Origin of the sequence: Pectobacterium jejuense (assembly GCF_026800125.1) — a bacterium.
GTDB lineage: Bacteria > Pseudomonadota > Gammaproteobacteria > Enterobacterales > Enterobacteriaceae > Pectobacterium > Pectobacterium jejuense.
Genome location: NZ_JAPQKX010000001.1, coordinates 527,512 through 548,514 on the forward strand (window position 1 = coordinate 527,512; position 21,003 = coordinate 548,514).

At 49.4% G+C, this 21,003-nt stretch carries 18 protein-coding genes and 2 pseudogenes; 10 read left to right on the forward strand and 10 right to left on the reverse strand.

From position 1 onward, the window contains the following. Positions 1 to 30: 30 nt before the first annotated feature. Both znuB and znuC read right to left on the reverse strand, forming a co-directional pair. Positions 31 to 816, reverse strand: coding sequence for a zinc ABC transporter permease subunit ZnuB (gene znuB, locus NXT09_RS02360; RefSeq protein ID WP_014915159.1), 786 nt, complete (start codon positions 814 to 816; stop codon positions 31 to 33). Continuing rightward, complete coding sequence (znuC, locus tag NXT09_RS02365; protein ID WP_268578690.1) at positions 813 to 1,571, reverse strand: zinc ABC transporter ATP-binding protein ZnuC; 759 nt, start codon at positions 1,569 to 1,571, stop codon at positions 813 to 815. Before znuC ends, znuB begins: the two co-directional genes overlap by 4 nt. Before the next feature lie 76 nt (positions 1,572 to 1,647). Between znuC and znuA the strand changes: the two genes are divergently transcribed. The 3 genes from znuA (at position 1,648) to lpxM (ending at position 5,161) form a co-directional block, all read left to right on the forward strand. Beyond that, entirely contained in the window at positions 1,648 to 2,667 is a 1,020-nt protein-coding gene (znuA, locus tag NXT09_RS02370) for a zinc ABC transporter substrate-binding protein ZnuA (protein ID WP_205550725.1), read from the forward strand. A 12-nt stretch (positions 2,668 to 2,679) separates the two neighbouring features. Beyond that, a complete protein-coding gene (gene mepM, locus NXT09_RS02375; RefSeq protein WP_095699307.1) occupies positions 2,680 to 4,002 on the forward strand; it encodes a murein DD-endopeptidase MepM in 1,323 nt (440 codons plus the stop codon). A gap of 187 nt (positions 4,003 to 4,189) precedes the next feature. Continuing rightward, positions 4,190 to 5,161 (forward strand): lauroyl-Kdo(2)-lipid IV(A) myristoyltransferase, encoded by a 972-nt coding sequence (gene lpxM / locus NXT09_RS02380; protein ID WP_268578691.1) that lies wholly within the window; start codon positions 4,190 to 4,192, stop codon positions 5,159 to 5,161. A 153-nt stretch (positions 5,162 to 5,314) separates the two neighbouring features. On the opposite strand, the gene pyk is transcribed toward lpxM, so the two are convergent. Together pyk and NXT09_RS02390 are read right to left on the reverse strand one after the other, a co-directional pair. Then, positions 5,315 to 6,757, reverse strand: coding sequence for a pyruvate kinase (pyk, locus tag NXT09_RS02385; protein ID WP_014915164.1), 1,443 nt, complete (start codon positions 6,755 to 6,757; stop codon positions 5,315 to 5,317). A 383-nt stretch (positions 6,758 to 7,140) separates the two neighbouring features. Further along, positions 7,141 to 8,010: a MurR/RpiR family transcriptional regulator gene (locus NXT09_RS02390; protein ID WP_039286791.1), complete on the reverse strand. Its 870-nt coding sequence runs from the start codon at positions 8,008 to 8,010 to the stop codon at positions 7,141 to 7,143. Positions 8,011 to 8,393: 383 nt separating this feature from the next. Here NXT09_RS02390 and zwf point away from each other — a divergent pair, with 383 nt between their 5' ends. Beyond that, entirely contained in the window at positions 8,394 to 9,869 is a 1,476-nt protein-coding gene (zwf, locus tag NXT09_RS02395) for a glucose-6-phosphate dehydrogenase (RefSeq protein WP_205550723.1), read from the forward strand. A gap of 172 nt (positions 9,870 to 10,041) precedes the next feature. After that, a complete protein-coding gene (locus NXT09_RS02400; protein WP_010275853.1) occupies positions 10,042 to 10,683 on the forward strand; it encodes a bifunctional 4-hydroxy-2-oxoglutarate aldolase/2-dehydro-3-deoxy-phosphogluconate aldolase in 642 nt (213 codons plus the stop codon). A gap of 54 nt (positions 10,684 to 10,737) precedes the next feature. Here NXT09_RS02400 and purT read toward each other — a convergent pair whose 3' ends face one another. Continuing rightward, positions 10,738 to 11,916 carry a formate-dependent phosphoribosylglycinamide formyltransferase gene (gene purT / locus NXT09_RS02405; RefSeq protein WP_161509378.1) on the reverse strand — a complete coding sequence of 393 codons (1,179 nt, stop codon included), beginning with the start codon at positions 11,914 to 11,916 and terminating at the stop codon, positions 10,738 to 10,740. Positions 11,917 to 12,116: 200 nt separating this feature from the next. Between purT and NXT09_RS02410 the strand changes: the two genes are divergently transcribed. Continuing rightward, the gene (locus NXT09_RS02410; RefSeq protein ID WP_268578692.1) at positions 12,117 to 14,168 is read left to right on the forward strand and encodes a S9 family peptidase; all 2,052 of its coding nucleotides are present in this window, start codon (positions 12,117 to 12,119) and stop codon (positions 14,166 to 14,168) included. A gap of 350 nt (positions 14,169 to 14,518) precedes the next feature. Here NXT09_RS02410 and NXT09_RS02415 read toward each other — a convergent pair whose 3' ends face one another. Next, positions 14,519 to 14,749, reverse strand: coding sequence for a DNA polymerase III subunit theta (locus NXT09_RS02415; protein ID WP_010275841.1), 231 nt, complete (start codon positions 14,747 to 14,749; stop codon positions 14,519 to 14,521). Between the two features lie 372 nt (positions 14,750 to 15,121). Here NXT09_RS02415 and ftnA point away from each other — a divergent pair, with 372 nt between their 5' ends. Beyond that, positions 15,122 to 15,628, forward strand: a complete 507-nt coding sequence (ftnA, locus tag NXT09_RS02420) for a non-heme ferritin (protein WP_010275837.1) — start codon at positions 15,122 to 15,124, stop codon at positions 15,626 to 15,628. A gap of 284 nt (positions 15,629 to 15,912) precedes the next feature. Continuing rightward, positions 15,913 to 16,269: a YebY family protein gene (locus NXT09_RS02425; RefSeq protein ID WP_268578693.1), complete on the forward strand. Its 357-nt coding sequence runs from the start codon at positions 15,913 to 15,915 to the stop codon at positions 16,267 to 16,269. 316 nt (positions 16,270 to 16,585) lie between these two features. Here the strand turns inward: NXT09_RS02425 and NXT09_RS02430 are convergent, their stop codons facing one another. Both NXT09_RS02430 and NXT09_RS02435 read right to left on the reverse strand, forming a co-directional pair. Beyond that, a complete protein-coding gene (locus NXT09_RS02430; RefSeq protein ID WP_268578694.1) occupies positions 16,586 to 17,656 on the reverse strand; it encodes a tyrosine-type recombinase/integrase in 1,071 nt (356 codons plus the stop codon). A gap of 437 nt (positions 17,657 to 18,093) precedes the next feature. Continuing rightward, positions 18,094 to 18,381: a hypothetical protein gene (locus tag NXT09_RS02435; protein ID WP_268578695.1), complete on the reverse strand. Its 288-nt coding sequence runs from the start codon at positions 18,379 to 18,381 to the stop codon at positions 18,094 to 18,096. Positions 18,382 to 18,694: 313 nt separating this feature from the next. Between NXT09_RS02435 and NXT09_RS02445 the strand changes: the two are divergent. Next, a pseudogene (locus NXT09_RS02445) lies at positions 18,695 to 19,533 on the forward strand (terminase small subunit). 218 nt (positions 19,534 to 19,751) lie between these two features. On the opposite strand, the gene NXT09_RS02450 reads toward NXT09_RS02445, so the two are convergent. Further along, a complete protein-coding gene (locus NXT09_RS02450) occupies positions 19,752 to 20,018 on the reverse strand; it encodes a DUF6953 family protein (RefSeq protein WP_268578696.1) in 267 nt (88 codons plus the stop codon). Then, complete coding sequence (locus tag NXT09_RS02455; RefSeq protein ID WP_268578697.1) at positions 20,008 to 20,193, reverse strand: YodC family protein; 186 nt, start codon at positions 20,191 to 20,193, stop codon at positions 20,008 to 20,010. Before NXT09_RS02455 ends, NXT09_RS02450 begins: the two co-directional genes overlap by 11 nt. 247 nt (positions 20,194 to 20,440) lie before the next feature. Here NXT09_RS02455 and NXT09_RS02460 point away from each other — a divergent pair. After that, positions 20,441 to 21,001, forward strand: a pseudogene (locus NXT09_RS02460) (TerL protein); the annotation flags it as partial. Between the last annotated feature and the right edge of the window lie 2 nt (positions 21,002 to 21,003).

Below are 21,003 nucleotides of genomic sequence, written 5' to 3' on the forward strand. Positions count from 1 at the left end.
GAGTTTTTGTACTATTGGGTGATTGATAGGTTAGGCGGGTTGTCGCTTAATCAGGCTGACAATAAACAGCAGCGATGCGCACAGAACCACAGACGGCCCAGCGGGCGTATTGTAGCCCGCTGAAAAGGCCAAACCGCCCGTTACGGCAATCATTCCCACAATAATCGCGATGCTTGCCATTTGTTCCGGCGTCCGTGCGAAGCGTCTGGCGCTGGCGGCGGGAATAATCAGCAGTGACGTAATGATCAGCGCACCAACAAATTTCATAGCGATACCAATCGTTAACGCGGTGGTCAGCATCAAGAGCAGCTTGGTGCGCTGTAGCTTCACGCCATCGACATGCGCCAGCTCTGGGCTGATCGTCATAGAAAGCAGAGCGCGCCATTGCCAGCACATAATGGCCACAACAACGATGACGCCAGCGGCGATAACCCACAGATCCTCTGTTGTGACAGAGAGCAAATCGCCAAACAGGTAAGCCATCAAGTCCACGCGCACGTTATTCATCAGGCTGACGACTACCAATCCAAGCGACAGCGCGCTGTGTGCCATGATGCCGAGCAACGTATCGATAGCCAGATAAGGGCGTCGCTCCAGCCAGACAAGCCCCAACGCCAGAATGAGCGTCACGGCAATAACGGCAGCAAACAGGTTGATGTTCAGCAGCAGGCCGAAGGCGACGCCGAGTAAAGACGCGTGCGCCAGCGTGTCACCGAAGTAAGACATCCGTCGCCAGACGACGAATGAACCGAGCGGGCCTGCCGCAATCGCCAGCAAAATCCCCGCCAGCCAACCGGGAAACAGCAGTTCTATCATGCGTCGTTTCCACCTTGTCTCTTCAAAATGATACGTCCTTGCAGATCGTGACGATGATTATGATGGTGGCGGTAAACCGCCAATTGCTCCGCGCCGCGGTGGCCGAACATTGCTAAAAATTCGGGGTGAAGCGAAACGACTTCAGGCGTGCCGGAGCAGCAAACATGTTGATTAAGGCACAGGACTTCATCGGTTTTTGCCATCACCAAATGCAGATCGTGCGAGACCATCAGTACGCCACAGCGGAATTCCTGTCGTAGCTGATTAATGAGGTCGTACAGCGCCAGTTGCCCATTGACGTCGACACCCTGTGTCGGCTCATCCAATACCAGCAACTGGGGCTGGTTGAGCAGCGCGCGCGCCAACAGCACACGTTGGGTTTCGCCACCGGAAAGTTTCTGCATCGGCTGTTCCAGCAGATGTGCAGCCTGAACCCGCTTAAGCGCCGGTAAAATATCCTGCTTTTTCACGCCGGGGCGCAGCTGCATAAAACGGCTGACGGTCAAGGGCAGGGTGGTATCCAGATGCAGCTTCTGCGGGACGTAGCCGATACGCAGCGCGGGATCCCGTACCAGCGAACCGGAGGTGGGGGAAAGTAGACCTAATACCACGCGCACCAGTGTCGATTTCCCTGCGCCATTCGGCCCGAGTAGCGTCAGAATTCGACCTGCCTGCAAGGTAAGAGAGATATCTGACAGAACTTTTCGGCTGCCAAATGTAACTGAAATATTATTAAGTGATACCAATGTGGACATAGAATTCGGTTTGCATAACCCATGTAACGTTATAATATAACAAACAACACCATAAAAATCGATGGGATCGACTTTCATGCAGCAATCTATTCAACAAAAAAAATCTATTCAGCAAAAAAAATGGTTAAAGAGTGTGTTTGTTGCCAGCGCGCTACTCGCAAGCGGGATGTCAATCAGCGCGGCATCCGCTGCGGTCATTACGTCAATTCGTCCTTTGGGATTCATTGCGTCGGCTATTGCCGATGGCGTGACGCCCACTGAGGTTTTGTTACCTGATGGCGCGTCGCCCCACGATTATGCCTTGCGCCCGTCTGATGTCCAGCGTTTACAGTCCGCAGAACTGGTGATTTGGGTTGGGCCGGAAATGGAAGCCTTTCTCGGAAAGCCGTTAGCGAAAGTTTCACCTGAAAAGCAGATTACGCTTTCCGCGCTGCCAGCGATTAAATCTGAGCTGGAAAAAGAAGCCGGACACGACCATGAGGATGACCATGAACAGGCGCATGATGACCATGGAAAGGGACACGATCATAGCCATGCCGCCCATGATGACGGCGACGATGGTCACCATCATGGTGAGTACAATATGCACATTTGGCTGTCGCCGGAGATGACAAAACAGGCGGCAATTGCCATTCATGCAAAATTATTGGAACTTATGCCTCAGAATAAGGACAAACTAGACGCGAATCTGCTTTATTTCACGGATAAAATCGGGCAAGCAGATGAAAAAATTGTTAAGATGCTAGCGCCTGTGCAGGGTAAAGGGTATTTCGTGTTCCATGATGCCTATGGTTATTTTGAGAAACACTATGGGTTAAGCCCCTTGGGTTACTTCACGGTTAACCCCGAAATCCAACCCGGAGCACAGCGTTTACATCAAATACGAACACAGTTGGTTGAGCACAAAGCCGTATGCGTTTTTGCTGAACCACAATTCAGGCCAGCCGTTATTAATGCTGTTGCCAAGGGAACTGACGTGCGCTCGGGTGTGCTCGATCCATTGGGAAGCAATATTGCACTGGGTAGAGATAGCTATGCCGATTTCTTGTTGCAGCTATCGAACCAGTATGTGAGCTGTCTGGAGGAAAAATCATGAGGATACGAATAAGTGCAGCAGATAGTCCGAACTATCGCTCTGGCGTATAACAGCTTACCTCGGCCCCATCGCGTCATGCTGGGGTCGCTTACCGTTGTGACATTGGCCGTTGCCGTTTGGCGGCCTTTTGTTTATCCCCACGTCGATGATGCCCCCGTCATCGTGAAAGATATCGATCTGGAAACCAGCCAGCTGCGTACGCTGACACCTGAAGCCAGTGAACCGATAGACCAACCCTCGCCGGATGACGACATTCCACAAGATGAGCTGGATGATAAGGTTGCCGATGAAGGCGGCGTACATGAGTACGTGGTCTCTACGGGCGATACCTTAAGCAGCATTTTGACGCAATACGGTATTGATATTGCCGATGTCACCCAGCTCGCCGAGCAGAATAAAGATTTGCGGAACCTGAAAATCGGTCAGCAAATTTCATGGGCTCTGGCAGAGAACGGTGACCTGCAAAGTTTGACCTGGCAGATGTCCCGCCGTGAAACACGTATTTATGAGCGCGTGGGTAACGATTTTAAAGAGCGTATTGAGACGCTGAAAGGCGAGTGGCGCAATAGCGTTCTGAATGGCCGAGTCAGTGGTAGCTTCGTTAGCAGTGCAAAAAACGCCGGTTTGACCAGCACAGAAGTGCGGGACGTGATCAAAGCGCTGCAATGGCAGTTGGATTTCCGTAAATTACGTAAAGACGACACCTTCTCTGTCCTGATGTCCCGCGAAATGCTCGATGGTAAAAGTGAGCAGAGCGAACTGGTCGGCGTCCGTCTGAATACCGGTGGCAAAGACTATTACGCGATTCGTGCAGAAGACGGTAAATTCTACGATCGTGAAGGTTCCGGTTTGACGCGTGGCTTTATGCGTTTCCCAACCATGAAACAATTTCGTATTTCCTCCAACTTTAATCCACGTCGTCTGAACCCGGTAACAGGGCGCGTCGCACCGCATAAAGGTGTCGATTTTGCCATGCCGGTCGGTTCGCCGGTTCTGGCTGTCGGGGATGGGGAAGTCGTGATTGCGAAACGCAGCGGTGCAGCAGGAAACTATGTTGCCATCCGTCATGGTCGTCAGTACACCACGCGCTACATGCATATGCATCGCATCCTGGTTAAACCGGGACAGAAAGTGAAACGTGGCGATCGTATCGGGTTGTCCGGTAACACTGGTCGTTCTACCGGCCCGCATCTGCACTACGAATTCTGGATCAACCAGCAGGCGGTAAACCCGTTAACGGCTAAACTGCCACGTTCTGAAGGGCTGGCGGGTAAAGAGCGTCGTGATTATCTGGCGCAGGTGAAAGAGGTCGTACCGCAGCTTAAGTTTGATTAATTCTATTGACTGCGTGTTATGCCGGTGGCTTGCTGCCGGCATTTTCATTTATAGAACATTTGATAAAACACCAGTTCCTGATTTTTTATTATCGAGCAGACGTGTTTTTACGTAACTGTCGTCGGTGTTGCTAAACGCCGAGCGGCAATTATGATTATGTTCATTGATTGATCTGAAGAGTTTAGGCATGGAAAAAGAAAAAAAATCGAACGCTGAATTTGTTCCCCAGTTTCAACGCGCCTTTTTTCATCCGCGCTATTGGGGCGTTTGGTTAGGCGTTGGAGTGATGGCGCTCGCTGCCTATGTTCCCGCGCGATTAAGAAATCCGGTGCTGGGTGGGTTAGGGCGTTTTGTTGGGAGAATATCAAAAGGCGCACGCCGCCGTGCCCGTATTAATCTGCTGTATTGCATGCCGGAATTAACGGAAGCACAGCGCGAAGCTATCATCGATGACATGTTTGCGACGGCTCCTCAGTCGATGATCATGATGGTGGAAGTAGGGATTCGTAACCCGAAGAAAATCGAAAAATACGTTCGCTGGCATGGCGAAGACATTCTGGATCGCATTAAGGCACAAGAGAAGAACGTGATTTTTCTGGTTCCGCACGGTTGGGGTGTTGATATCCCCGCGATGCTGCTGACCTCACGTGGCCAGCGTATGGCGGCCATGTTCCACAACCAGAAGAATGCGCTGGTGGACTACTGGTGGAATCGATTACGTCGTCGTTTTGGTGGGCGCATCCATGCTCGTAACGACGGCATTAAGCCGTTTATCAGCTCTGTTCGTTCCGGGTGCTGGGGTTATTATCTGCCCGATCAGGATCACGGCGCGGAGCACAGCGAATTCGTTGATTTCTTTGGAACCTATAAGGCAACGTTGCCTGCCGTTGGACGACTGATGAAAGTATGTCGCGCTGACATCGTGCCGTTGTTCCCGGTCTATAACGCTAAAGACGGCTGCCTCGATGTGTTTATTCGCCCGCCGATGGACGACTTGGCAGACGCTGATGATGCATACATTGCACGGCGCATGAACGAAGAAGTGGAAATTCTGGTCAAACCGAATCCTGAGCAGTACACCTGGATTCTGAAATTGCTGAAAACCCGTAAGCCGGGTGAAATTGAACCGTACTGTCGGGATGATTTATACCGCGACTAGTTTATACGGTAGCTAGCAGTGGGCTGATAGGCCGCATAGATAAAAAGCCGGACGAGAAATCGTCCGGCTTTTTGCTATCACACTTTTTAGTCTCACGCTTCGCGCTAGCACAACACCGTCCGCCAACTCAGTCGCGGACGGTTGTGACAATGATTATTCCACGCGCAGGATGCGGATCGTGTTGGTGGTGCCCACGGTACCCATGATGTCACCCTGTGTGACGATGACGAGATCCCCAGACATCAGGAACCCTTTATCGCGCAGCAGGATCACCGCATCATTGGCGGCAGCAACGCCGTCCGTGTAGCTGTCGAAATGCACGGGAGTCACACCACGATACAACGCGGTCAGGTTCAGCGTGTGCTCATGACGAGACATAGCGAAAATCGGCAGACCGGAGCTGATACGGGACATCATCAGGGCGGTACGACCAGATTCCGTCATAGCGATCAGCGCTGTAACCCCTTTCAGGTGGTTGGCGGCGTACATGGAAGACATCGCGATGGATTCTTCGGTGTTATCAAACTGTACGTCAAGGCGGTGTTTGGAGACATTGATGCTTGGGATCTTCTCCGCGCCTAAACACACTTTCGCCATGGCGGCGACGGTTTCAGCTGGATATTGGCCCGCGGCGGTTTCTGCTGACAGCATCACGGCATCGGTGCCATCCAACACGGCGTTAGCGACGTCCATTACCTCTGCACGCGTTGGCATCGGGTTAGTGATCATCGATTCCATCATCTGCGTAGCGGTAATGACCGCACGGTTCAACTGACGAGCGCGACGGATCAACTTCTTCTGAATCCCCACCAGCTCTGGGTCGCCGATTTCAACGCCCAGATCGCCCCTCGCCACCATCACCACGTCGGACGCCAGAATAATGTCATCCATTGCGGCATCTGAGCAAACGGCTTCAGCACGTTCAACTTTTGATACGATCTTGGCGTGGCAACCCGCATCACGCGCGAGGCGGCGTGCGTAGTTGAGATCTTCACCGGTACGAGGGAAAGAGACGGCCAGATAGTCGACGCCAATTTTTGCGGCAGTAATAATGTCGGCTTTATCTTTTTCCGTGAGGGCTTCGGCAGACAGACCGCCGCCGAGTTTGTTGATGCCTTTATTGTTGGACAGCGGGCCGCCAACGGTGACTTCGGTATACACTTTCAGGCCTTCAACCTGAAGGACTTTCAACTGCACTCGGCCATCATCCAGTAACAGGATATCGCCAGGTACCACGTCGCTCGGCAAGCCTTTGTAATCGATCCCGACTTTTTCTTTATCGCCTTCGCCTTTCGCTAAGTTGGCATCCAGCAAAAATTTGTCGCCGATATTCAGGAAGATTTTACCTTCTTTGAAGGTAGAAACACGAATTTTTGGACCCTGTAGATCGCCAAGAATGGCAACATGGCGGCCTAATTTAGCCGCAATTTCACGAACTTTGTTGGCACGTAATAGATGATCTTCTGGTGTGCCGTGAGAAAAATTCATGCGTACTACGTTCGCGCCCGCACTGATAATCTTTTCGAGATTATTATCACGGTCGGTAGCGGGCCCCAGGGTGGTGACAATTTTGGTTCTTCTGAGCCGTCTGGACATGTATAACTCCGTTCACTTGTGAAACTGTAGTGTTGCGATTAAGCGTCGAATAACGGTGCAAAATGTCACTTTACAACAAAACTATTTCACCTGCGTTATCCGAACATCGTGTTGAGTCTGATTATCATACTGTACAGGTAATCCCCGCCATCTTTCCATGCCTGTAGTCTGTGGGCATATCAAGATGAAGCCGGTTGATGATACCGCTCATTTTAATTACCCGTCATACTTCAAGTTGCATGTGCGTTGGCTGCGTTCAGTCACCCGAATCACTTACTTGAGTAAGCTCATCGGGACTCCCTCGCTTGCCGCCTTCCTGAAACTCGAATTATTTAGGGTATAAAATATAACTAAAAAACAAAGCACAGTGTAAAACTTATCTATCACCTGAAGGGGTTAATCAGCCGCTCGTCTTTATCAAAGCGTGATTCACGCAGGGCCTCTTTGACCCGTTTCAGGTTATCACGAAATTTTTCCCCGCGGCGCAGCGTGAACCCGGTCGCCAGAACGTCAATTAGCGTCAACTGAGCGATGCGGGACACCATCGGCATGTAGACATCGGTATCTTCGGGCACATCAAGCCGCAAGGCCAACGACGCCTCACGCGCCAGCGGCGTGCCGTCCGAGGTGATGGCGATGACGGTCGCGTCGTTCTCGCGTGCCAGTTGCGCCATTTCGACCAGACTTTTGGTTCTGCCAGTATGGGAGATCAACACCACGACGTCGCCGTCGCTGGAATTCATGCAGCTCATGCGCTGCATAACGATGTCATCGAAATAGACAACGGGGATATTGAAGCGGAAAAATTTGTTCATCGCATCATGCGCGACAGCGGCGGAAGCGCCCAGGCCAAAGAACGAGATTTTCTTCGCCTGCGTCAGTAAATCCACGGCGCGGTTGACGGCGGCGACATCCAGACTGGATTTCACCTGCTCCAGGCCAGCCATGGCGGATTCAAAAATTTTACTGGTATAGGCATCAACGCTGTCATCTTCTTCAACGTTACGGTTCACATACGGTGTACCGTTTGCCAGACTTTGCGCCAGATGTAGTTTAAAATCGGGAAAACCTTTAGTTTCAAGGCGGCGACAGAAACGATTAACCGTTGGCTCGCTGACATCGGCCATTTTGGCTAAGGTCGCGATGCTGGAGTGAATGGCTGTTTGTGGCGTGCTCAGGATCACTTCAGCAACTTTTCTTTCTGATTTGCTCAAGAGTTCCAGGTGGCTCTGGATTTTTTCCAGCATATTCATACGACAAGGGCCATGTAAGTTTTTTCCAATTTCAACTAAAGGTACACTGGCATGCATTACGTGAAAAAATGTAAGTCGTGAAAATATACTACGACCCTGTAGTGGTTGGCAGAGGGCAACAGGTTAAGTTGGGGCCTTTTTTTGCCAGAACATGACATGTGTCTAACTTTCAGAAAAGTAATCGACTGTCAGAAACGACGGAAAATTTCGTTTTAGGGCGAATGCATAAGTGACTTCAGCCACTGCACAGACCGATTTATGCATGGTTTTCAGTCAATGCCGACCATTATTTGGCATTTTTATGATGGGTTTACTGGCTGTAGTCAAAAAGAGTACATTATCGCTGTAATAAAATTACAGCATCCTGCAACGAGGAGATGAACATGGCGGTAACTTCAACAGCCCAAGCGTGCGATCTGGTTATTTTCGGTGCTAAGGGCGATCTGGCACGCCGTAAATTGCTGCCTTCCCTTTACCAGTTGGAAAAAGCAGGTCACATCCATACGGACACCAGAATTATTGGCGTGGGCCGTGCGGATTGGGATAAAGCGGAGTATACCCGCGTCGTGCGTGAAGCGCTTGACACCTTTATGAAAGAAGCCATCGACGATAAGTTGTGGGAAACGCTAAGCAGTCGGCTGGATTTCTGTAATCTTGATGTGGAAGACACCAAAGCCTTCAACAAGCTGGGCAAGATGCTTGACCAGAAAAACCGTACCACCATCAACTATTTTGCCATGCCGCCGAGTACATTCGGTGCGATCTGCAAAGGGTTGGGAACCGCAGGGCTGAATAAAGAGCCCGCGCGCGTGGTAATGGAAAAACCGCTGGGTACCGATCTGGCGTCTTCTCGCGTCATTAACGATCAGGTCGCGGAATTCTTTAACGAGTGTCAGGTTTACCGCATCGACCACTATCTGGGTAAAGAGACTGTTCTGAACCTGCTGGCGCTGCGTTTTGCCAACTCGTTGTTCTCCTCAAACTGGGACAACCGGACGATCGACCATGTGCAGATCACGGTAGCCGAGGAAGTCGGGATTGAAGGGCGCTGGGGCTATTTCGATAAAGCCGGCCAGATGCGCGATATGATCCAGAACCACCTGTTACAGATTCTGACGATGATTGCGATGTCGCCGCCGTCTGATTTGACGACCGACCGCATCCGTGATGAAAAAGTGAAAGTGCTGCGTTCGCTGCGTCGTATCGATCGCTCCAACGTGCATGAAACCACCGTTCGCGGCCAATACACTTCTGGTTTTGTTCAGGGACATAAAGTGCCTGGCTATCTGGAAGAAGAGGGCGCGAACAAAAGCAGCAGCACGGAAACCTTCGTCTCGATTCGCGTTGATATCGATGACTGGCGCTGGTCTGGTGTGCCGTTCTACCTGCGTACTGGTAAACGCCTGCCGACCAAATGTTCAGAAGTCGTCGTGTACTTTAAAAACCCTGCACTGAACTTGTTCCATGATTCCTACCAGCAGTTGCCGCAGAACAAGCTGATCATTCGCTTGCAGCCGGATGAAGGTGTGGAAATTCAGATTCTGAACAAAATCCCGGGGTTAGAGCACAAACACCGTCTGCAAACGGTGAAACTGGATCTGAGCTTCTCGGAAACCTTTAATCAGCAGCATTTGGCCGATGCTTACGAGCGTCTGCTGCTGGAAACCATGCGTGGGATTCAGGCGCTGTTTGTCCGTCGTGATGAAGTTGAAGAAGCCTGGAAATGGGTGGATTCCATCATGGATGCATGGGCGATGGACAACGATGCACCGAAGCCGTATCAGGCAGGAAGCTGGGGACCAGTGGCATCCGTGGCGATGATTACCCGCGATGGCCGTTCCTGGAATGAGTTTGAGTAATTTTTTGGTAATACGTCAGTAATGGGGAGGCTGGCCGAGAACGGTCGGCCTCCCACAGTTTTTAATGTATGGCTCACGGTGCGGTCGGACATCTGCGGCGACGCAGATCCCTGTGGCAGGGGCGCGCTATATAATTAATGATGCCTTCGGGCATGACTGGAGATAACTTTTGATGAAAAACTGGAAAACGAGCGCGGAACAGATTTTGACAACGGGTCCCGTTGTTCCTGTGATTGTGGTCAACAAACTGGAACACGCGGTGCCGATGGCAAAAGCGTTAGTCGCGGGCGGCGTTCGCGTTCTGGAACTGACATTGCGTACCGACTGTGCCATTGAAGCGATTCGCGCGATTGCAAAAGAAGTACCGGAAGCTATCGTGGGCGCGGGTACGGTAACAAACCCTGAGCAACTGGCTGCGGTGGTTGAGGCGGGTGCGCAGTTTGCCATCAGCCCAGGCCTGACCGAGCCGCTGCTGAAAGCCGCAACGGAAGGCAACATCCCGTTGATCCCTGGTATCAGCACCGTATCTGAACTGATGCTGGGTATGGATTACGGCCTGCGTGAGTTCAAATTCTTCCCTGCGGAAGCTAACGGCGGCGTGAAAGCGCTCCAGGCGATCGCCGGTCCGTTTGCTCAGATCCGTTTCTGCCCAACCGGTGGCATTACGCCGAATAACTACCGCGACTATCTGGCGCTGAAAAGCGTGCTGTGTGTGGGTGGTTCATGGCTGGTGCCGAACGACGCGCTGGAAAGCGGTGATTACGCACGTATTACTGAACTGGCTCGTGAAGCCGTTGCGGGTGCAAAAGCCTAAGTTTGCTCGTGACTGAATGACAAAGGCCACTCACTGCGAGTGGCCTTTTTTGTATTAGCCGCTGACTTTTACGCCCGCAGCAACGCGCTTGGCGATGGCTACAGCATCATCCGTGGTTTCCGCACTGGCTAATGCGACACCCATACGGCGTTTGCCGCTGATATCCGGTTTACCAAACAGGCGAATTTGCGTATGAGGGAGCAGTGCGCTTTCCAGCCCCTGATAGCGCACGTTGTTGCTATCCAGTTCCGGTAAAATCACGGCGGAAGCCGATGCGCCATACTGACGAACTGCGCCAATGGGCAGTCCCAGGAAAGCACGCACGTGCAGCGCAAACTCGGACAGATCCTGAGAAATCATCGTCACCATGCCGGTATCGTGCGGGCGAGGGGAGACTTCACTGAAAATAACCTCATCGCCGCAGACGAAAAGCTCAACGCCGAACAGGCCATAGCCGCCGAGCGCTTTCACAACATCGCTGGCCATTTTCTGCGCGCGTTCCTGCGCCAGTGCACTCATCTGCTGTGGCTGCCAGGATTCCCGATAGTCGCCGTCTTCCTGTCGATGACCGATTGGCGCACAGAAATGAATACCGTCAACCGCATGGATGGTCAGTAAGGTGATCTCAAAATCAAAATTAACCAGTCCTTCCACGATGACGCGCCCGCCGCCTGCGCGTCCACCCTGTTGGGCGTAGCTCCACGCCTGATCTAACTGCTCAGCAGAGCGAATCAGACTTTGCCCTTTGCCAGAAGAACTCATGACCGGTTTAACAATACAGGGATAGCCAATCGCGTCTACCGCCTGACGAAAGTTCTCTTCGCTGTCGGCAAAACGGTAGGTGGAAGTGGGAACGCCGAGTGTTTCAGCAGCCAGACGACGGATACCTTCACGATTCATCGTCAGGCGCGTCGCTTCGGCACAGGGAACAACATGGTGACCCTGCTTTTCCAGCGTCACCAGCATGTCGGTTGCGATGGCTTCGATTTCCGGCACGATGTAATCAGGACGTTCGGCTTCAACCAGCGCTTTTAATGCATCGCCATCCAACATATTGATGACGTGGCTGCGATGCGCAACCTGCATGGCGGGGGCATCGGCATAGCGATCGACCGCAATCACTTCGATTCCCAGGCGCTGACACTCAATCGCGACTTCTTTGCCTAATTCACCGGAGCCAAGCAGCATCACTCGTGTGGCATCCGCACGCAGGGCGGTTCCAATTGTTAACATAACCTTATACCTGATCGGGTTGTGAAAAATGGCCGCAGTATAAACGAAAACGTTTGCGTGCGCATTAAAGAGGGCGTGCAGTGGAATGCGATGCGCAAAAGCGCACCAAGAGACAAGGACGTGGCTTGGCATTGCTGGGCAATCGTGCCACTCTTCTTACAAAGCGAAAATTTTATGTCAAGACAACGAGATCCGACGCCATGAAGACACCGCAAGCTGAAAAAAGACCCCATGCACTAAGTACACATGGCGATACGCGTATCGACAATTATTACTGGCTGCGTGATGACCAGCGTACCGATCCGCAGGTGTTGGACTATCTGAAGCAGGAAAACGCCTATAGCGAAGCCGTCATGGCACCTCATGACGCACGCAAACGGTCACTGTATGACGAAATGGTTAAACGCATTCCGTCGACGGATATGTCTGTGCCGTATGTCAGAAAAGGCTATCGCTACCAAAGTCGCTATGAGCAGGGGAAAGAGTACGCCATCTATCTGCGTCAGCCTGAGCAGGCAACGGATGCGTGGGAAACGTTGCTGGATGGGAATCAACGTGCTGAGGGGCATGAGTTTTACAGTCTCGGCGCGCTTGAAGTTAGCCCGGACAATAGGCTGATGGCGCTCTCGGAGGACTTTTTATCCCGTCGGCAGTACACGCTCCGTTTTCGCGATCTGAACAGCGGCGAGTGGTTACCGGATGTGATCGAAAATGTGACCGCAGGGGCGGAATGGTCGGCAGATTCGACGGTTCTGTATTACGTGCGTAAACATGAACAAACGCTGTTGCCGTATCAGGTCTATCGCCACCGTCTGGGGAGCGATCCGGCGTTGGATGAGCTGGTCTATGAAGAGAAAGACGACACCTATTACGTTAGCCTGAGTAAAACGACATCAGAGCACTACATCACCATTTATCTCAGTAGCACGACGACGAGCGAGGTGTTGCTGCTTGACGCGACGCGCCCGGATGCGTTGCCGCAGGTAAGCATTCCACGTCGAAAAGATCATGAATATGGCATCGATCACTATCAGGATAAGTTTTATCTGCGCTCCAATCGAGAAGGGAAAAATTTTGGCCTCTACCGTTCGGATAGGCCCGATGAGCAAACGCTGGAAACGCTGATTGCACCACATGAACACCGCGTACTGGAAGGTTTTGAGCTGTTCCGTGACTGGCTGGTGGTTGAAGAGCGGGAGCGCGGCTTGACCAGCTTGCGCCAAATTCACTGGCAGACGCAGGAAGAAAAAGCGATCACCTTTAATGATGCGAGCTATGTGACGTGGCTGTCGTACAACCCTACGCCAGAAACGGCCTTGATGCGGTATGGCTATTCATCAATGACAACCCCCAGCACGCTGTATGAATTGAATCTGGATACAGGCGAGCAGCAGTTACTTAAACAAGCCGAAGTGAAAGATTTCTCCCCGGACAATTACCGGAGCGAGCGCTTGTGGATCACGGTTCGGGATGGCGTCGACGTTCCCGTTTCCCTCGTTTATCATCGCGATCATTTCAGCCCAGGCAATAACCCGATACTGGTTTACGGCTATGGCGCTTATAGCCATAGCATGGATCCCGATTTTAGCGTTAGCCGTCTGAGTCTGCTGGACAGAGGGTTCGTATTTGCCTTAACGCACATTCGCGGTGGCGGTGAGTTGGGTCAACAGTGGTACGACGATGGGCGCCTGCTCAATAAAATGCATTCCTTCACCGATTTCATCGATGTGTCTCAGGCATTGATAGAAAAAGGTTATGGCGACAGGAACAACATGTTTGCCATGGGGGGCAGTGCGGGCGGACTATTGATGGGCGCGGTAGTGAACATGGCTCCCGATCTATTTAAGGGGGTTGTTGCCCAGGTTCCATTCGTTGATGTGCTGACGACAATGCTGGATGAGTCTATCCCGTTGACGACCGGCGAGTATGACGAGTGGGGCGATCCGAATGAACAAATCTATTATGACTACATCAAGCAATATAGTCCCTATGACGGTGTTACCGCGCAACGCTATCCGCATTTGCTGGTGACTACCGGGCTACACGACTCTCAGGTTCAGTATTGGGAACCTGCAAAGTGGGTGGCGAAATTACGGGAAGTCAAAACGGACGATCGTCTGGTGCTGCTATACACCGATATGGATGCGGGGCACGGCGGAAAATCCGGTCGTTTTAAACGTTATGATGATATTGCGTTGGAATATGCTTTTCTGCTGATGGTGCTTGAAATGGTTGAGGAAGCGCACGAATAAAGCTTTGGTTATGAGGGTAAACCCGTTTTCGGGTTTACCCGATCGGCACGGCACATTACTTAGGTCACATCACAACTCAGGTAATATCAGCCTGCGGTTTCTTTGCCCTTTTATCGGCCCGTTTTTCGGCGGCCGTTTTCAGGGGCTTCTTCTTACTGTTCTTTTTGCTATCCAGACCTTTACTCATATCTTGCCTCGCGTGATAAAAGGGTAGGTTGCCACTCCATTAACCTCTTGTGCGGGCCGATATGCAAGCAGAAAATCGTTTTTGCTGTGTAAGAATGTAACCCGTGGAAAGGGATGTTTTCCACGGCAAGGTCGTCGTAGGTTGGAATAATGAAGGGGTAAGACTACTTAGACTTCGGTTCGTAGGGTAAACGAGAGAACTGCAGCGAACGCTGGCGATAAAACATCACGCGCTCGCGAAAATAGTCACGCAAGTACTCGGGTTGTTCTCTCTCAACGACCTCGGGAATGACCGGCATATTGTAACGTTCTTTGAAGGCTACGCCTGATGCCGCCAAGTCCACGTTAACTTTATCCATCTCTTCTTTGGACAATTCTGCCAGATTGTATCCCATACCGTTTTCTCCTGCCTATTGGCCACAGACTGATGCGTGTCACGGTAAAGTAGTGACAGGAAAATGGCAAGCGTTCACCTTATTATGTGGATGTTTATTATTCTCATTACGAAATGGGAATCATTTTTAATACAAACGCGTCATACATGATATAACTCGCGGTTGTTATTTTTGATAATAACAATGATTCGCAATAATATATTTATCTCAAGACTTAAGTGATAATAAATATCAATAACATAAATGTTAACTTGTTGTTTAAATGGTATTTTTTGTTAATTTGATATCAATGTTAATAAAGTGTTTTTTATTTTATTTTTTCAGGCATAATGCCCTGAATAATTTCACCTGCCGGGAAAATAGGGAGTTAACATGTTAAAAAAAGAAATGATTCAGAAGCTGAATGAGCAACTTAATCTGGAGTTTTATTCCGCGAATTTGTATCTGCAAATGAGCGCATGGTGCGGTGACAAAGGTTTTGAAGGCGCATCCAGTTTCCTGAAGACGCATTCTCAGGAAGAAATGCAGCACATGCAGCGCCTGTTTGACTATCTGGATGACACCGGAAGCCTGCCTGTATTAGGCGCGATTGCTGCACCGCCGATTGATTTTGATTCTCTGGCTGATGTTTTCAAGCTGACCTATGAACACGAACAGCTGATCACTGCAAAAATTAATGAACTGGCGCATGAAGCGATGGCGCTGCAGGATTACTCTACATTTAACTTCCTGCAATGGTACGTTGCTGAGCAGCACGAAGAAGAGAAATTGTTCCGTTCTATTCTGGACAAATTGGCGTTAGTCAAAGCCAGCGAAGGCGGCCTGTTCTTCATCGATCAGGACCTGAAAAAAATGTCTGCGGCGGCACCGTCAACCTAACGACAAGCGACGCTTCTGTCGGCCAATGATTCATTGAATGACGCGGGATAATATTCTCCTTATCCCGCTATTTTCCTCTCCCGAACGACCTTTCTGCCAGTACCAAACTACCGATATTATTCCTGAACTCCGCACTCGACTTCACCTTCCTCTGCCGCTATGATCGCATCAGTCGTGATATACAACATTCTGTTTTATAAGGTTTGAGGCTGTCTTTCTCTGATTCGGATAAGGCCGCAAAACTTACACACATCATTGTTTGAATACGCCATGTCGGGAATACCATGATGAAGAAATTTTTGCTATCTATCGTGCTTGCTTCACTTTCTGTGAATGCTTTTGCTGCCGCTAAGCTGGCAAATGTCAGCCGGTTTGAATACGGCGATCGCTGGGCTTTTACGCGTGAAGAAGTTCAACTGATTTGCCGCCCTGGCAATGCGCTGTACGCCTTACATACCGGGACGCTGATGCAATATCCGCTAAATGATGTCGCCATTGCGCAAATGAAATCCGGGCAGGTGAGTGCGCAGCCGATAGACGCGATCTGGCTAGACGATCCTAAGTATCCCGGACAGAAAAAAAGCCTTCAGCCATTTATCGAACGTGCAGAGCAGTTGTGTCAGCCAGATGCTAAACCATGAAGTGATTGATTTACCTATTAATGTTAAATAATTACTTCTTTATGGTTAAGATAAAGTGTGAAATCTGTTCCATTTGTGATGATTGCGAATAGGTTAAGGCTGGAAAACGCGAGGGAGTTGGCTAAGCTTAAGTCTACAGGGCTAGTACAGCTTGTATAAATGCCAACTTTTAGCGCACGGCTCTCACAAGAGCCATTTCCCTAGACTGAATACAGGAATCGTATTCAGTCTTTTTTTTACCTATTGTTTTTAAAGGATTTATTTTTAAAAACCACGAAAATACACGAAAAATCCACGAAATTTGATATGCGGTCTTTTATAAATAGACGTAATCTTTCCCTCTCGTATCCAGATATTTTTCCGTCATTTTTGCTGATTTATGCCCCAATAACTTCTGAGCAAATTCCTTTCCTCGCTCTTTCTCATACAGTCTGCCAGCCAAACTTCTTATCTCATGAAACGTTGGCGGCTTCTCATGTAATTCAATCCCCGCCGCCTTTCTTGCTTTAACAAATCCCTTTGTTAGTCCGTTGAGTTCCACAGCCCCGCTAGGGTTATTTTTTCTAATACCGACACTAATCATGTAGTCAGTTTTGCTTGCATTACGGCACCGATCAATAACATCACTCAGGCACAACTCAATAGCATCAATTGTTAGATTGAGCGGGATCGCGATTTTATTTCCGGTTTTCCCTTGTTCGACGAGCAGCCGGTCATCAACAATATCGCTAAATTTAATTGCGGCAACATCCTCCCGTCGCTGACCAGTGACAAGCGCTAAATCCATCGCCAATTGAAACCACAGAGCCTGCTTTTTAGCAGCGATTCGAATGGCTTTATATTGCTCAAGCTCCAGCCTTTCTCGCTTTACGTTCGGCTGGGGCGTTCGCGTTGGCAGCACTGGGTTATTGTCGATATGTCCCTCAACAATAGCTTCTCGGAAGATATCAGATAAAACAGATCGGAAGCCTGCGGCCATTGACAACTTTTCTTGCTGCAAATAAATCTCCAGAAACCCAGCAATATTTTTCGTTGTAACCTCTTTTAATATTTTCACTCCCAGCGATTGCTGAATTGTAGTGAGCTGGCCAGAGCGTGTTTTGTAGGTATTAGCCGCCAAATCTCGGCGCTTAATAATTACATGATAACGTTCTAGCCACTCAGTCAGTGTGAGTTCGTGCCTCACTTTTAGCTTTTCAATAAGAGCGATAGGGAAGATATTTTGCTCAATGAAACTGCTTGCTTCTATAGCCTGGCTAATTGCATCCCTGCGAGCGATCTGTCCAAGAGAGATTTCTTTTCCCGTTAATGGATTGCGCCAATAAAATGATTTGTACTTCTTTCGGTAGACCCGCTGCTGACAGCGATTGAACAGGCCAACAGTCAACTGGCTGGCATTCGAGAAATTGAACGAACCCGACAAGATAACGGTGATTACACTTCGAGGTAATGATTATCTGGGCAGTTTCACGAGTAATTGGAGTAGTTTCCGAAAAACAATTATGAACAACCATTAAAGTGCAGGTGAGCTTAGTGAAGTAGCACGCCGAAATTTGTGTCGTAATTAAACAGTGTTTAGATAATATCCTATGATTATCACCACGGAAATTCTTGGTAATCCGTGATTAGTGATATATCAATCTCGAGCTTTGAAGAAAACTAATCCTGCTAACTGGAGATATGGTGTGCCATTTAATTGCAGAACTAAACGGCAAAAAAGCAAGAAGCTCGCGTAGCGAGAGAATATTTAAGCCATAAGGGCCACGCTTAAGTGGCCCTGTTACTCATCAGCGTCGGTAGTCCGCTTTAAAATTCAAAAATGCGCTAAACATCAAGTTTTTTTGTGGTGTCAATGTTTAACTGTTCAAAAATTGACTTTGTGGCTGGTGAGAAACCAAGCGCATTGACCAATTTATCATCATCCTTATGCTCAATAACTGTATGCTTAATTAATACGTCTTTGCCATCGGTTAGAGCAATTAACCAATGACCTTTTTCAGTGTCATAAACAGTAATAACGATGCCTTTTGATGAGTCGTAGGCCTGGGCTGCAAGCTGACCGTTAAAACTGATGTCTTGATCATTTTTAATATTTAAAACAATAGCTTCCATAATTTATCCTCATAGGGGTACAACATGGAATTCATCAACAATAACAGATTTTTTGTCGTGAATGCCTCATGGGTTTGAATACCATGCAAGCGGTCACCAAAGCATGCTAGAGTTAGAAAACTACAGACTGAGCCGAATCCGATGACCTCCCAAAGCATGTATTCGAGAATAGAATCGCCGAATTGAAACTGGCGATCAATTGATAATGAAAACTTATGGTTAATATAATTTTTTATACTAAAAAATTGGCCTATCGCCATCACAATGCCTGGCGTGCTGGGTATCGTAATGGCTCTAATCGAAGAGAACTCGCATGGCAAAACCGGACTGGGCGTCGCTACAGCAACGGTACCTGTCCGATCATGCCAAAGTCGGCATTTCTCCCAAAGACTGGTGTGAAGCGCAGGGACTGAATTACGAATCAGCACGACGCTACATAAAAAAACCAACTGCGCAAAAAGAGAAAATTGCGCACTGCACAACCCAAAGAACGTGCGAAAAAATCGATTCCTCAAATTGAAAATCAAATTGACTCCACTCGCAAAGCGAAGGCGAAACAGCAGCGCGACGTTTGTATCGAAATGTATCGGTTAATCAGGTTATACGTGATGCTCTGGACGCCGCACTCAAATCACACAGGATGACGTTCTGAAAGTGTGGTGGGAGATTGCGACCGCTGACGCCAACCAGATTACTGAATTGCGCCGCTTGTGCTGCCGTCACTGCTGGGGATTTGGTTTCCACTATCAGTGACAGGACGCCGTAGAATTTGAAGAAGCGTGTGACAGAGCAAAACAGGCCAAGAAGCCGGATCCGAAAGATAACGGCGGCTATGGTTTTGACGCTCAGCTCGATCCGAATCCTGAATGCCCACGCTGCAACGGTATGGGGGTTAGCCGGTCACACTTTCATGACACGCGGGATTTACGCGGTGCAGCTCGGCGGCTATATGCTGGCGTGAAAGAAGGTCAATTCGGTCTGGAGGTCATCACCCGCAATCAGGATGACGCCCTTAAAATGGTCGCTCAACACTTGGGCATGCTGAAAAACAAAACCGAAATTAGCGGACCTGACGGCGGACCCGTCCAAACAGAGACGACAAACCTATCACAGCAGGAAGCAGCTGACGCCTATAAAAAGCTGATGGGGTAAAACTGCAAAAATAGCCGCTTCGCCCTACAAAACGGCTATGCATTTTCAGTCCTGTTTTATGCATTATTTATTCACCGCTTTTTGACCAACTTCCGAGAGAAAACATAGGTAAATAAGCGCTTCACGCGGCCTGCGTGGTGAGTGCTGTTTCGGCGGTGCACAAAACTACTTATGTTAAATAGGGGCCAAGAGGCCCCAAAATATTGCGCTGTATGTATTTAACCCCGAGCGTTACGACCGGGTTCATCTTCTGGAACGCGGTAGCGCCAGTAGAAACCAGACCGAACCCAAACAACGTTGTCTGGTGTTAATTTTTTGAACGCATCTAATACTGGGCGGCCTAATACCTGATTGCCATCATTGTTTTCAACTAAAAAGGATTCCTGTTTCGAGCGAATCAGGAAATCAACGACATCATCTTGATATAGGCAGCTTTCAGTTGCTAAAGCATTTAGCATCCATACTGCGATATCATCATTCGTCATCTTTCACTGGCTTCAAAGATGACTCAGGGAAGCGACCACTTTCTAACTTTTTGCCGGCAAACCACTGACAAGTGTAAGAGTGAGCGCTCGGGTCAGCAGGTGAAACCTGAACCGTCATTTCAGGCCCACCTGAATTTATTTGGACAATGTCCCCTACTTTATATTTTGCACTCATAAAAAAATCTCCGTTATATAAGAGATTCTAATATTAATTTATTTTCTAACTTCTTCAATAGGCTGGAATTAGAATGCCGATCCCGTTCTCATTCAATTTCAATAAGCCTGACTATCAGCAGGTGTTCGAATGGCGGATGGAAAGGTTGCAGCGCATTCGTCAAAATCTGGAAATGCTGTCAGTACTCAAACAGTTCTACAGTTATAACCCGGCGCAATTCATCATCGATTGGGGTATGACTACCGAAGGTAGTGACATTTACGCTTCAGTTGTGAAGGTTTTTGGCTACTGTGATGACTTCGGGCTTGATGAATTCCGCTTCGATGAAGATGGACTGGGAGCGGGGGCGCGTGGCGATGCGAGGGTGATTAACGAGCTTCGTCAGGCCGAACGGTTGGGTTACATCACGGCGACGCCATTCCGAGGCAGTGGTTCGGTCTTTGACCCAGATGATGAAGCGGTACCAGGTGATAACGGTAAGCCAGCACGGCTGAATAAAGATTTCTTCGCGAATGCAAAGGCGCAGAGCTGGTGGCACCTTCGTAAACTCTTCCGAAATACCTTCAGGGCGATTCAGGGCATGGATTATGACCCTGACGAGATAATTTCTATCAGCAGCACAATAGAGAACAAGGATCGACTCCTAATGGAGTTGTCGCAGCCTACATGGTCAAAAAACGCAGTCGGTAAAATCCTTGTGGATAAGCAACCTGAAGGCACGAAGTCACCTAACTTGGCCGACTCAGTGATGATCAACTACGCACCAATGAATACGGCTATGGATATCTGGGCGAAACTCGGAGCATAAAC

What these genes read in the sequence shown, in the direction of transcription:
- pyk (WP_014915164.1), bottom strand. Translation starts at nt 6,757, where the DNA reads ATGTCCAGACGGCTCAGAAGAACCAAAATTGTCACCACCCTGGGGCCC.
- znuC (WP_268578690.1), bottom strand. Translation starts at nt 1,571, where the DNA reads ATGTCCACATTGGTATCACTTAATAATATTTCAGTTACATTTGGCAGC.
- purT (WP_161509378.1), bottom strand. Translation starts at nt 11,916, where the DNA reads ATGTTAACAATTGGAACCGCCCTGCGTGCGGATGCCACACGAGTGATG.
- NXT09_RS02435 (WP_268578695.1), bottom strand. Translation starts at nt 18,381, where the DNA reads ATGGAAGCTATTGTTTTAAATATTAAAAATGATCAAGACATCAGTTTT.
- NXT09_RS02400 (WP_010275853.1), top strand. Translation starts at nt 10,042, where the DNA reads ATGAAAAACTGGAAAACGAGCGCGGAACAGATTTTGACAACGGGTCCC.
- NXT09_RS02425 (WP_268578693.1), top strand. Translation starts at nt 15,913, where the DNA reads ATGATGAAGAAATTTTTGCTATCTATCGTGCTTGCTTCACTTTCTGTG.
- NXT09_RS02390 (WP_039286791.1), bottom strand. Translation starts at nt 8,010, where the DNA reads ATGAATATGCTGGAAAAAATCCAGAGCCACCTGGAACTCTTGAGCAAA.
- lpxM (WP_268578691.1), top strand. Translation starts at nt 4,190, where the DNA reads ATGGAAAAAGAAAAAAAATCGAACGCTGAATTTGTTCCCCAGTTTCAA.
- znuA (WP_205550725.1), top strand. Translation starts at nt 1,648, where the DNA reads ATGCAGCAATCTATTCAACAAAAAAAATCTATTCAGCAAAAAAAATGG.
- NXT09_RS02410 (WP_268578692.1), top strand. Translation starts at nt 12,117, where the DNA reads ATGAAGACACCGCAAGCTGAAAAAAGACCCCATGCACTAAGTACACAT.
- ftnA (WP_010275837.1), top strand. Translation starts at nt 15,122, where the DNA reads ATGTTAAAAAAAGAAATGATTCAGAAGCTGAATGAGCAACTTAATCTG.
- NXT09_RS02415 (WP_010275841.1), bottom strand. Translation starts at nt 14,749, where the DNA reads ATGGGATACAATCTGGCAGAATTGTCCAAAGAAGAGATGGATAAAGTT.
- zwf (WP_205550723.1), top strand. Translation starts at nt 8,394, where the DNA reads ATGGCGGTAACTTCAACAGCCCAAGCGTGCGATCTGGTTATTTTCGGT.
- znuB (WP_014915159.1), bottom strand. Translation starts at nt 816, where the DNA reads ATGATAGAACTGCTGTTTCCCGGTTGGCTGGCGGGGATTTTGCTGGCG.
- NXT09_RS02455 (WP_268578697.1), bottom strand. Translation starts at nt 20,193, where the DNA reads ATGAGTGCAAAATATAAAGTAGGGGACATTGTCCAAATAAATTCAGGT.
- NXT09_RS02450 (WP_268578696.1), bottom strand. Translation starts at nt 20,018, where the DNA reads ATGACGAATGATGATATCGCAGTATGGATGCTAAATGCTTTAGCAACT.